Origin of the sequence: Grimontia sp. AD028 (assembly GCF_000973155.1) — a bacterium.
Taxonomy (GTDB): domain Bacteria; phylum Pseudomonadota; class Gammaproteobacteria; order Enterobacterales; family Vibrionaceae; genus Enterovibrio; species Enterovibrio indicus.
This window is the reverse complement of record NZ_LASY01000112.1, coordinates 1-12,201: the sequence shown is the minus strand read 5'-3', so window position 1 is coordinate 12,201 and position 12,201 is coordinate 1. Positions and strand designations below refer to the sequence as shown.

Sequence of the window (12,201 nt, the reverse complement as noted above, 5' to 3'; positions counted from 1 at the left end):
GCTACAGCCACCACTGTTTTATTTCGCCAAATTTTCTTTTCCGGACTGGCGCACCCGACAGGATTCGAACCTGCGACCTTTGGCTCCGGAGGCCAACGCTCTATCCAGCTGAGCTACGGGCGCTTGCCCCTGTCGGCGGAGTCGCATATTACGGATATCGCCTCCTGCCGTCTAGCACTTTTTTTAATTTTTTTTTCGAACGGTTTATTTTTATCCGATCGGGCTAAAAACAGTGCAGGCAGGCGATATCATAACGGTTTCACGCAACAATCTAAAGCGCTATAATCACTTAATCTTTACACGGAGTTAACCTTATTTCGTCCATACTTCGTAATTAAGATCGTCACAATTGCTGAAAGGTCGACCCAGTTAGCCGATCCACCTCTACAATTGTGATAAAAATATCTAACCGCATAAAAAACGTCCGATAATTCGGAACCAAAAAGATATTGGGAGTGAAACAGTGAGCGCAAAGGGAATTTTTTTACGTCGTTTAGCAGTATCTGCTGTCACCGCTTTGTTTCTGATGGGTACAGCGCACGCTGCTGACATGTCAGAAGAAGCCATTGCAGAACGCATCGCACCAGTCGGTTCCGTTTACTTGGACGGCGAAGCACCTGTTGAGACTGCGGCTGCACCATCAGGCCCACGTACCGGCGATTCCGTTTACAACACCTACTGTATGGCATGTCACGCGACAGGTGCTGCGGGCGCACCAAAAGTTAGCGACCCTGCTGCTTGGGAACCACGTCTTGCACAAGGTCGTGACACGCTGAACAAGCACGCCATCGAGGGCTTCAACGGCATGCCAGCACGCGGAACCTGTATGGATTGTTCTGATGACGAGATCGTGGCTGCTATCGACCACATGTTGTCTCTGTAAGGCATCCAATATTGTGTGAAAAAGCGGCTTTCAAGCCGCTTTTTTGATGCCTGTTTATCAGTCTGGAAGCAAGGACACTGAATTCCTCCGCTATATTGCCCATCATTCGCGCGTGTTTTCTTCTTTCCTGTTCCTAAGATGACCGAATTTGAAAAAATGACCCAAGGCCTCGCCTTTAATGGGTGCGATGAAACGATTGATTCCATTCGCTCGAAAGCCTTCCAACTCCTTCAACGCTACAACACTCTACCAGTTGACCAATCCATTGATATTGCATCAGAGCTGTTTGGCAGCATTGGGGATGACTCAATGGTAATGCCGCCTTTTCATTGTGAGTTTGGTAAAACCATCAATATCGGTCCCAGTACCTTTATCAATATGGGGGCGATGATGTTGGATGGTGCACCAATTACCATTGGCAGCAACGTGCTCATTGGCCCTAACTGCCAGTTTTACACAGCCGGCCACTCTATGGATTACCGCAGCCGACGCAAATGGGAAACCTTCTGCAACCCGATCGTGGTGGGTGATGATGTCTGGTTGGGCGGCAATACAGTGATTTGCCAGGGCGTGACCATTGGTGCTCGCTCAGTGATCGCAGCCAATTCAGTAGTCACCAAAGACATGCCGGAAGATTGTCTGATTGGTGGCACACCAGCCAAAGTGATCCGTAAGCTGCACGAGAACGAATCGGCTGAAGAAGCTCTCGATGCATAAAAGAAAAGCCGGAGTTATCCGGCTTTTCTTTAGTCTTTTTTAAGCATTGCTCTGAGATTGGCGATTGCTGCCTGCCCTTTTGCCATCCTTTCTTCCTGCGTCTGGGGCTTTTTCTTCTCTTCCCATTCCACATCGTCGTATGGCAGCTCTTCAAGGAAACGGCTCGGCAGAGGCTTTATCAACTCGCCATACTGACGGCGCTCCTTACAAAGCGTGAAAGTCATCTCACGTTGCGCGCGGGTGATCCCCACGTAGGCAAGACGGCGCTCTTCCTCCACATTGTCTTCATCAATGCTCGACTGATGCGGCAGAAAACCTTCTTCCATTCCTACCAGATACACATACGGAAACTCTAGCCCTTTAGAGGCATGCAGCGTCATCAACTGCACCTGATCAGCGTCATCATCGTCCTCACCACGCTCCATCATGTCACGCAGTGTCAGTCGCTGAACCACTTCACGAAGCGTCTTCACTTCGTTGTCGTAGTTATCACCTTCCAAGTCCGCCACAATCCAGCTGTAGAGGTCGGAGACGTTCTTCATCCGCATCTCTGCTGCCTTAGGGCTGGCTGAGGTTTCGTAGAGCCAATCTTCGTAGTGCGAGTCACGCACCAACGAGCGCACTGCATCAACCGCATCGCCGCGCTCAAACTGATCGGAAAGCTCGACAATCCAGCGGGTAAAACGTTGCAGGGATTCCAGACCACGACCGTTTAGGTGCTCCTGAAGTCCTAATTCAAAACTCGCCGCAAACAAGCTCTTTCCTCGCATGTTGGCGTACGTTCCCAGCTTTTCGAGTGTCACTGGGCCAATTTCGCGACGCGGTGTATTCACGATGCGCAAAAATGCATTGTCGTCATCCTGATTGGTCAGCAAACGAAGATACGCCATGATGTCTTTAATTTCTGCGCGTGCGAAGAATGAGGTGCCGCCCGAGATCTTGTAAGGAATACGGTTCTGCATCAGCGCTTTTTCGAATAAGCGTGACTGGTGATTACCGCGGTACAAAATCGCGTAATCTTTGTAGTCTGTGCGGTTCATAAATTTGTGCGCAATGATCTCACCGACCACGCGCTCTGCTTCATGCTCTTCGTTATTGGCTTTCAGCACTTTGAGCATTTCACCGTCTGGCAACGCAGAGAACAGGGTTTTCTCAAACACATGCGGGTTGTTGGCAATGAGGATATTCGCCGCACGCAGGATGCGACTGGTAGAGCGGTAGTTTTGCTCCAGCTTGATGACTTTGAGACTTGGAAAGTCCTGATTCAGCATCAAAAGGTTTTTTGGCTGCGCACCACGCCAGCTGTAAATAGACTGGTCATCATCACCCACCACAGTGAAACGGGCTCGTTCACCCACCAGCAGTTTCACCAGCTGATATTGGCTGGTATTGGTGTCCTGATATTCATCCACCAGCAGGTAACGGATTTTACTTTGCCAACGTTCCCGCACTTCCTGATTGGTTTTCAGCAGAATCACTGGCATCAGGATCAAATCATCAAAATCCAGCGCGTTGTAAGCCTTCATCTGCTTTTGGTACATGGCATAGCAATGGGCAAATAACTGGTCGCGTTCGCCCATCGCCGCAGATTCCGCCTGCTGAGGCGTCAGCATGTCATTCTTCCAGTTCGAGATGGTATGCAGCAATTGGTTGAGCAAATCCTTGTCGCCGTCGAGTTCATCTTCAGTCAGCTCTTTTAAAAGCGCCATCTGGTCCTGATCATCAAACAGCGAGAAGCCCGCTTTCAACCCCAAACTTTTATACTCGCGACGGATGATATTCAGGCCGAGAGTGTGGAAGGTAGAGACCATCAGCCCCCGCGCTTCCTGGCGGTTCAGCGTCTGGCCGACGCGCTCTTTCATTTCCCGCGCCGCTTTATTGGTAAAAGTTACCGCCGCAATGTGACGAGCCTTGTAGCCACACTGTTGGACCAGATAAGCAATTTTATTGGTGATCACACGTGTTTTACCGGAACCCGCACCAGCTAACACCAGGCAGGGCCCGGAGACATGGTGAACAGCGTCATTCTGAGCTGGATTAAGTTTCATGTGGTTCCTCTGTTCAATCACGCGATATTTAGCAGGTGCATTGTAGAAGGAATAACGGCGCACTTCATCTTTCGTCTATTTAAAGGAAAGAGTTGGCAGTCTGTAACAAAATCCATACAATGAATGAACGTTCATTCATTGGAGCGCTGTGTTATGTCTGACAAGAAAACACAGATCTTGGAAGCAACGGAACGCTTGTTGGCCCAGCATGGCTTTGATCGCCTCTCGATGCAGATGGTAGCAAAGGAAGCCGGGGTCGCAGCAGGCACCATTTACCGTTACTTTTCAGATAAAAACGACTTACTGAGTCAACTTCGAAATCATGTGGTTCAGCAGTGTGCCACCAAGATGTTGGAAGGCCATGACGCAGATAAGCCGTTAAAGCAACAATTCGTCACGCTGTGGCTAAATGCATGGCACTTAACCATTCGCCGAGACGATAACGCAATCAATCGGGAACAATTTGACAGTCTGCCCTATCAGAGAAACGGTGAGCAACGCCTGATGGATTTAAAAGCTTTTAGTCCCATCCACCAGTTTTTCGAATCAGGAATTGCAGACGCAACGTTTAAACCCCTCTCCACTTCAGTGCTTTCCGGCATTGGTATCGAGCCAGCTGTTTGCCTTGCACGCAAACAGGTACAAGGGGTCATAGAACTAGATGAATCAGCAATCGAGGATACGATCAACGCTTGCTGGGATGCTATCTGCCTTCATAGATAATCGGAGCAATCTAAATGAAGAAATGGTTTGTAGTCATGTTAGTCGTGGCGGTTTTGCTATTCGGCACCGTGATTGGCTTTAACATGTTCAAGCAACAGAAAATTGCCGAATACATGGCAAACATGCCTGAGCCGGAATTCCCGGTCACAGCGGTAGAAATGGTTTCAGTCGATTGGATCCCTACCATTGAGGCTATTGGTTTTATCGAACCGAACCAGGGCGTTACCCTGACCACAGAAGTCAGCGGCGTCATTGAAAACATCAACTTTGAATCCGGTCAGGCCGTCAAACAAGGTGATCTCTTGCTGGCATTAGACTCAAAAGTAGAAGTCGCGAACCTCAAGAGTACCCAAGCTCGCTTGCCTGCTGCTGAAGCGAAGTTCAAGCGCTACCAAGGTCTGTTCCGTAAAGGCTCAATTTCTAAAGAAGCCCTGGATGAAGCCGAAGCGAATTTCCGTTCACTGCAAGCTGATGTTGAAAGTCTAAATGCGTCGATTGAGCGTCGTACCATTGATGCACCATTTGATGGCATCGTCGGTCTGCGTAACGTCTTTTTGGGTGAATACTTACAACCAGGCACAGAAATCGTGCGTCTGGAAGACACGTCAATCATGCGTCTTCGCTTCACGGTTCCACAGACCGACATTGCGAAAATCAAGCTGGGTCAACAAATTGATATCTCGGTAGATGCCTACCCAGACACACCATTTACCGGCAAGATCAGCGCAATCGAGCCTGCAGTTAACTTCCAGAGCGGTTTGATCCAGGTACAAGCAGATATTCCAAATAACCACGGTCAACTGCGTTCAGGCATGTTTGCCCGTGCGAACATCATTCTGCCGACGTTTGAAGAACAAATCGTTGTCGATCAGACCGCCATAAACTTCACCCTCTACGGTGAAAACGTGTATGTACTGCGTGAGGAAGACGGCGCAACCCGAGCCTATCAGCAGGTTGTGAAAGTCGGTGAGCGTAAAGATCACATCGCACACGTGCTGGAAGGTCTGGAGCCAGGTGACAAAGTCGTGACTTCCGGTCAGGTGCGTCTGAGCAACGGTGCGAAGGTACGTGTTGTGGAAAGTGATGCTCTCAACCCACCGGCAGAGCTGCCACAACTGTAAGAGGCCGCTATGAAATTCACTGATATTTTCATCAAGCGTCCGGTACTGGCGGTGTCGATCAGTTTTCTGATCGCACTGCTTGGCCTGCAGTCGATGTTCAAGATGCAGGTGCGGGAATACCCGGACATGACCAATACTGTGGTCACTATCTCCACCAGTTACTATGGTGCGAGTGCTGACCTTATTCAGGGCTTTATTACTACGCCACTTGAGCAGGCCGTCGCACAGGCGGACAACATTGATTTCATGACCTCGGAGTCAGTGCTGGGTAGCTCAACCATCACGGCATACATGAAGCTCAATACCGATCCAAATGCTGCGCTTGCTGACATTCTGGCAAAGGTGAACTCGGTACGTGCACAGTTGCCAGGCGAGTCAGAAGACCCGTCGGTGTCGATGTCAACCGGTTCTACCACAGCGGTAATGTACATCGGCTTTACGTCAGAAGAGCTGGATTCCAGCCAGATCACTGACTATCTGGAACGTGTGACCAAGCCTCAGCTGTTTACCGTAAACGGTGTAGCAAGTATCGACCTCTATGGTGGCCTCAAGTACGCGCTGCGTGTATGGCTGGATCCGGCGAAAATGGCTGCGTTTAACCTGACAGCGACTGACGTGATGGGCGTGCTGAACGCCAACAACTTCCAGTCTGCGACCGGTCAGTCCATCGGTACCTACATGGTATACAACGGTTCAGCAAACACTCAGGTTTCTGACACCGAAGAGCTGAAACGCCTGGTTGTTGCCACCCAGAAAGGTCAGGTCATTCGTCTTGGTGACATCGCAAAGGTATCGCTTGAGAAGAGCCATGACGTTTACCGTGCGACAGCAAACGGTTCAGAAGCTGTGGTTGCAGCCATTAACGCCGCACCAACCGCCAACCCGATTAACATCGCGACAGATGTGCTTGAGAAGCTCCCAGAGCTTGAGCGTAACATGCCAAGCACCATCAAGATGAACGTGCTTTATGACTCGACCGTTGCCATCAACGAATCGATTCACGAGGTAGTGAAAACTATCATCGAAGCAGCACTTATCGTACTGGTGGTGATCACCCTGTTCCTGGGCTCATTCCGCGCAGTACTCATCCCGATCATCACCATCCCGCTATCGCTTATCGGTGTGGCCATGATGATGGAGCTGTTCGGTTTCTCACTGAACCTGATGACGCTGCTCGCGATGGTACTCGCTATCGGTCTGGTGGTGGATGACGCCATCGTTGTTCTGGAGAACGTCGATAGACACATCAAGCTCGGGGAGTCCCCATTCCGCGCCGCCATCATCGGTACCCGCGAAATTGCCGTGCCGGTGATTTCGATGACACTGACGCTGGCAGCAGTGTACGCACCTATCGCACTAATGGGGGGTATCACAGGCTCGCTGTTTAAAGAGTTCGCCCTGACGCTGGCTGGTGCGGTATTTGTCTCCGGTATTATCGCGCTGACCCTGTCGCCGATGATGTGTTCGAAGATGCTGAAAGCCAATGCGCAGCCAAGCAAATTCGAAGCAAAAGTACACCACTTCCTTGATCGCATGACCGAGAGCTATACCCGCATGCTGGGCGGCGTGATGAAGGTACGTCCTGTCATCATCACCTTCGCCGTGATCGTGTTTGTCAGCTTGCCACTGCTGTTCAAGTTCATTCCTAGTGAACTTGCACCCGCGGAAGATAAAGGCGTGCTGGTGATGATGGGTACAGCGCCATCAACGGCAAACTTAGATTACATCCAGAACACCATGGCAGAAGTAAACCAGAAACTGGCTGACCAGCCAGAAGTGGCCTTCTCGCAGGTATTCTCTGGTGTGCCTAAATCCAATCAGGCATTTGGTATCGCCTCTTTGGTACCTTGGAGTGAGCGTGAAGCCAGTCAGGCTGACATCGTGAAGCGTATGACTGAGGAAGTGAAAGACATCCCGGGTATGGCGGTGACTGCCTTCCAGATGCCAGAACTTCCAGGTGCGTCTTCCGGTCTGCCTATCCAGTTCGTGATCACCACACCTAGCAACTTCGAGAGCCTGTTCCAGGTAGCGTCAGACGTACTGTCTGAAGTGAAGAGCAACTCTATGTTTGTCTACTCAGACATGGATTTGAACTTCGATTCGGCGACGATGAAAATCAACATCGACAAAGACAAAGCTGGCGCATACGGCGTGACCATGCAGGATATCGGTATTACCTTAGGTACAATGATGGCCGATGGCTACGTGAACCGTATCGATCTGGATGGCCGTTCCTATGAGGTTATCCCACAGGTCGAGCGTAAGTACCGCCTGAACCCAGAGTCCATCAAAGGTTACTACGTACGCTCTGCGAACGGTGAGGCTGTGCCATTGGGCTCACTGATCACCATTGATGTGGTAGCCGAACCTCGCGCCCTGCCTCACTTCAACCAGCTGAACTCTGCAACCATAGGTGCGGTTGCTGCACCTGGCGTTGCGATGGGCGATGCCATCAACTGGTTTGAGAATATCGCAGCTGAGAAACTTCCTCGCGGTTATCAGCACGATTACCTCGGCGAAGCCCGCCAGTTCGTGACGGAAGGTAGCGCACTGGTAGGCACCTTTATGCTAGCTCTGGCGGTGATATTCCTGGTTCTGGCGATTCAGTTCGAATCGCTGCGTGATCCACTGGTGATTCTGGTCTCTGTACCACTGGCTATCTGTGGCGCGCTGATTGCTCTCGCTTGGGGCGCAGCATCAATGAACATCTACTCTCAGGTAGGTCTCATCACGCTGATCGGCCTTATCACTAAGCACGGTATCCTTATCTGTGAGGTAGCAAAAGAAGAGCAGCTTCATCGTGGCATGAACAAGATGGAAGCGGTGATGGAGGCCGCGAAAGTGCGTCTGCGTCCAATCCTGATGACCACTGCAGCGATGATCGCAGGTCTTATCCCGCTGATGTACGCAACTGGTGCAGGTGCCGCGCAACGTTTCAGTATCGGTATCGTTATCGTTGCCGGTCTGGCAATTGGTACTCTGTTCACCCTGTTTGTACTGCCGGTGATCTACACCTATCTGGCAAGCAAGCACGAACCACTGCCAGAGTTTGAAGAAGATTTGGATGTATCAGCGCAGGAAAAACCCGCGCACTGATATTCTCCCAATATGACAAAGGGTCTCAATTGAGACCCTTTTCTTTTTTCAGCGTAATGAGTAGTAGCCTTTTGCGATACGACACTTTCGACAAAAGGTCAGGTGTTGCTTAGAATAACGGCATCAAAATAAGGAGTAACGCATGTTCGACCCAAAAAAGTTGGAGCAAATTGCCAAGCAAATCCATGAATCTATGCCGAAGCCGGTAAAAGATCTGGGTAATGATGTTGAGCAGAAGGTTCGTGAGGTGATCCAATCACAGCTGGCTAAACTGGATGTTGTCAGTCGCGAAGAGTTTGATGTTCAGACGCAGGTTTTGCTTCGTACCCGTCAAAAGCTGACTGAAATGGAACAGAAGCTGGCTGAGTTTGAGCAGAAGCTTAACGAGAAGTCTGACGCTTAAGCGCAAAACGAAAGACATAAAAAAACCCGGCTATTGCCGGGTTTTTCGTATTTATCTATTGCGGTGATTAGTCACCCACTGCAATGCGCTTCATGTCAGTCATGTAGCCACGCAGCTCCTGACCAATCCACTCTACTGGGTGGTTACGCAGAGCTTCGTTCACGTCGATCAGCGTTTGGTTATCAACATGGTTGCCAGTTTCACCCAGGCCTTTACCAATCACGTCAGTACCAACCAACGGCATGAATTTCTCACGCAGCAGTGGCGTTGCAACGTTAGCGAACAGGTAGTTACCGTACTCTGCTGTATCAGAGATAACCACGTTCATTTCGTACAGACGCTTACGTGCGATGGTGTTTGCGATCAGAGGCAGCTCGTGCAGTGACTCGTAGTATGCAGACTCTTCGATGATGCCAGATGCAGTCATTGCTTCAAACGCCAGTTCAACACCCGCGCGAACCATAGCAACCATCAGGATGCCGTTGTCGAAGTACTCTTGCTCAGAAATCTTCACGTCAGTTTCTGGGTAGTTTTCAAATGCCGTTTCAGCAGTTTCTGCACGCCAGCCCAGCAGGTTCACGTCATCGTTCGCCCAGTCAGCCATCATGGTTGATGAGAAGTGACCAGAGATGATGTCGTCCATGTGCTTGTTGTACAGTGGGCGCATCAGGTCTTTCAGATCTTCAGACAGTTCGAATGCTTTTACTTTTGCTGGGTTAGACAGGCGATCCATCATGTGAGTGATGCCGCCAAATTTCAGTGCTTCAGTGATGGTTTCCCAACCAAACTGCAGCAGTTTACCCGCGTAACCCGCATCGATACCGTCAGCAATCATCTTCTCGTAACAAACGATAGAGCCTGCCTGCAGCATGCCACACAGGATAGTTTGCTCACCCATAAGATCAGATTTTACTTCCGCAACGAAAGAAGACTCCAGAACGCCTGCGCGGTGACCACCAGTTGCAGCTGCCCATGCTTTTGCGATTTCGTGACCTTCGCCTTTTGGATCGTTCTCTGGGTGAACTGCCATCAGTGTTGGAACACCGAAGCCACGCTTGTACTCTTCACGTACTTCAGTACCTGGGCACTTAGGAGCAACCATCACAACAGTCAGGTCACTACGAACCTGCATACCTTCTTCAACGATGTTGAAACCGTGTGAGTAGCCCAGCGCAGCACCTTCTTTCATCAGAGGCATCACAGCGTTAACAACTGCAGTGTGTTGTTTGTCTGGAGTCAGGTTAACTACCAGATCAGCCTGAGGGATCAGGTTTTCGTAGTTATCTACGTTGAAGCCGTTCTCTTTCGCGTTTTTGTAAGATTGGCGTTGCTCGTCAATCGCTGCCTGACGCAGAGCGTAAGACACGTCCAGACCCGAGTCGCGCATGTTAAGACCCTGGTTCAGGCCCTGTGCACCACAACCCACGATAACAACCTTCTTGCCTTTCAGGTAATCCGCTTCATTTGCGAATTCCGCTTTATCCATAAAACGGCAAACACCCAGCTGAGCTAATTGCTCACGCAAGTTCAAGGTATTGAAATAGTTAGACATATCGAATGCTCCGTGAAGAAATTTTGTCCTTTGGCGATGCGAACATGACAATCTGTTGCATCGAATTGCCCCCATCATAGATCAGGTAATTAGTTGCTTAAAGTGATATATTCACAACATGTAATTGCATTTTTTGCAACATGGAAGTTAAACGATGAACATCAAACATCTTCAACTGTTCATACACCTATGTGACAGTAAAAGTTTCTCCAAAACAGCAGCTGCAATGCACATCAGCCCATCAGCGCTGAGCCGCCAAATACAGAAGCTTGAGCAAGAAGCTGAACAGCAGCTTTTTCTGAGGGATAACCGAAGCGTAGAGCTGACACTAGCGGGGAAAAAGCTATTACCTGTCGCGATGAGAATTCTGTCTGAATGGCAGCAATACCAGAGTCAGTTTAATGCCTCAGGGAATGAGCTAGTCGGCGAGATAAGGCTGTTCTGTTCGGTCACCGCAAGTTATAGCCATTTACCTGAACTGCTATCAGAGTTTCGCTTAAGACACCCACTTATTGAGCTTAAAGTGTCTACAGGGGACCCGGCACAGGCCATAGACAAAGTGCTCTCTGATGAAGCAGACATTGCAATATCCGCTTTGCCTGAACAGCTTCCTTCAAAGGTTTCATTCGAACCTATCAGCGATATCCCGCTATCTATTATCGCACCTGCTGGTGTCAGCAGTTTCCCTGATACCCTGCAAAGTGAAGATCCTGATTGGTCTTCCATTCCCTTTATCGTGCCAGAAGCAGGAACCGCCAGGGAGCGTGCAAACACCTGGTTTAAGAAGATGAAGATCAAACCCAACATCTACGCGCAGGTTTCCGGCCATGAAGCCATTGTCAGTATGGTGGCGCTCGGGTGTGGTGTGGGCATCGCGCCAGATGTGGTGATCAATAACAGTCCTGTCAGGGATAAAATCGAAAAGCTTAAGCTAGCCCCCATTAAGCCATTTGAGTTGGGCGTCTGCTGTCTTCGCTCACAGAGAGATAACCCGCTTATTAAAGCACTGTGGGACGTAGCGGAAGGGAAAACGATCTAGTTGCGATACTGTCTCAGCATCGGTATCGCGAAGAGCAGCAACAGCCATATCTCCTGACTATCCTCACTAGGAATTAACTCAAGTGAGGTGAGCAATGAGCGTGATTGAAAAGATAGGGAAAGCGCTGGAACCTTTGATGCTTGTAATGGGCTTAGTCAGTCCTCTGGCAACGTTACCTCAAATCTATAAGCTCTACTTCTCACACAGTGAGCACGCCGCAGGGTTATCTCTGACAACCTGGGTGCTCTATTCTTTTATCGCCATGCTTTGGACCATTTATGGTCTTTACCATAAAAACCCAACAATATGGGTGGGTAACGGCTTAGGGTTTCTGATGTATCTCGCTATGGTCGCAGGAATTATTGCACGGGTAGGCATCACCTTCTAACCAGAAGCCTTTAATACAGATGCTTATTAGGAATTGTTGTGCCCGTATAGCCTCGATAGCAAAAACCTCTGTTATTTAACCGGTACGCACAGTTGCACAGATTGAAGCTTATTAATAAGTAGCAGAACGGATAGGGCTCAATGAGGGGCACCCCTAGTTGCTTGCGGCAAGTGGGGCTGGTCTCCCGGACCTGACCTCAAGTGCGAAGCAATTTTCCGGGTCGCACATAGC

Annotated in this window: 10 protein-coding genes and 1 tRNA gene; 8 read left to right on the top strand and 3 right to left on the bottom strand. The window is 49.8% G+C overall.

Going from position 1 to position 12,201, the window contains the following annotated elements; genetic code table 11:
* Positions 1–46 precede the first annotated feature (46 nt).
* Positions 47–123: transfer RNA gene (locus RN22_RS20375), tRNA-Arg, on the bottom strand.
* A 340-nt stretch (positions 124–463) separates the two neighbouring features.
* On the opposite strand from RN22_RS20375, the gene RN22_RS20370 reads away from it, so the two are divergent.
* Positions 464–883 (top strand): cytochrome c5 family protein, encoded by a 420-nt coding sequence (locus RN22_RS20370; protein ID WP_002535491.1) that lies wholly within the window; start codon positions 464–466, stop codon positions 881–883.
* Between the two features lie 138 nt (positions 884–1,021).
* Positions 1,022–1,600: a sugar O-acetyltransferase gene (locus RN22_RS20365; RefSeq protein ID WP_046307217.1), complete on the top strand. Its 579-nt coding sequence runs from the start codon at positions 1,022–1,024 to the stop codon at positions 1,598–1,600.
* A 29-nt stretch (positions 1,601–1,629) separates the two neighbouring features.
* On the opposite strand, the gene rep is transcribed toward RN22_RS20365, so the two are convergent.
* The gene (rep, locus tag RN22_RS20360; RefSeq protein WP_046307215.1) at positions 1,630–3,648 is read right to left on the bottom strand and encodes a DNA helicase Rep; all 2,019 of its coding nucleotides are present in this window, start codon (positions 3,646–3,648) and stop codon (positions 1,630–1,632) included.
* Positions 3,649–3,801: 153 nt separating this feature from the next.
* On the opposite strand from rep, the gene RN22_RS20355 reads away from it, so the two are divergent.
* The 4 genes from RN22_RS20355 to RN22_RS20340 all read left to right on the top strand — a co-directional run bounded on the left by RN22_RS20355 (position 3,802) and on the right by RN22_RS20340 (position 8,991).
* The gene (locus RN22_RS20355; protein WP_046307219.1) at positions 3,802–4,371 is read left to right on the top strand and encodes a TetR/AcrR family transcriptional regulator; all 570 of its coding nucleotides are present in this window, start codon (positions 3,802–3,804) and stop codon (positions 4,369–4,371) included.
* A gap of 14 nt (positions 4,372–4,385) precedes the next feature.
* Positions 4,386–5,492 (top strand): efflux RND transporter periplasmic adaptor subunit, encoded by a 1,107-nt coding sequence (locus RN22_RS20350; RefSeq protein WP_046307212.1) that lies wholly within the window; start codon positions 4,386–4,388, stop codon positions 5,490–5,492.
* A gap of 9 nt (positions 5,493–5,501) precedes the next feature.
* A complete protein-coding gene (locus RN22_RS20345; RefSeq protein WP_046307210.1) occupies positions 5,502–8,588 on the top strand; it encodes a multidrug efflux RND transporter permease subunit in 3,087 nt (1,028 codons plus the stop codon).
* Between the two features lie 142 nt (positions 8,589–8,730).
* Positions 8,731–8,991 (top strand): accessory factor UbiK family protein, encoded by a 261-nt coding sequence (locus tag RN22_RS20340; protein WP_002535501.1) that lies wholly within the window; start codon positions 8,731–8,733, stop codon positions 8,989–8,991.
* A 67-nt stretch (positions 8,992–9,058) separates the two neighbouring features.
* Here RN22_RS20340 and ilvC read toward each other — a convergent pair whose 3' ends face one another.
* On the bottom strand, positions 9,059–10,543 hold the full coding sequence (gene ilvC / locus RN22_RS20335) for a ketol-acid reductoisomerase (protein ID WP_002535503.1): 1,485 nt from the start codon (positions 10,541–10,543) through the stop codon (positions 9,059–9,061).
* 154 nt (positions 10,544–10,697) lie between these two features.
* Between ilvC and ilvY the strand changes: the two genes are divergently transcribed.
* Both ilvY and RN22_RS20325 read left to right on the top strand, forming a co-directional pair.
* Positions 10,698–11,582 carry an HTH-type transcriptional activator IlvY gene (gene ilvY / locus RN22_RS20330; protein WP_046307208.1) on the top strand — a complete coding sequence of 295 codons (885 nt, stop codon included), beginning with the start codon at positions 10,698–10,700 and terminating at the stop codon, positions 11,580–11,582.
* Between the two features lie 94 nt (positions 11,583–11,676).
* Positions 11,677–11,970 carry a SemiSWEET transporter gene (locus tag RN22_RS20325; RefSeq protein ID WP_046307205.1) on the top strand — a complete coding sequence of 98 codons (294 nt, stop codon included), beginning with the start codon at positions 11,677–11,679 and terminating at the stop codon, positions 11,968–11,970.
* Positions 11,971–12,201 lie beyond the last annotated feature (231 nt).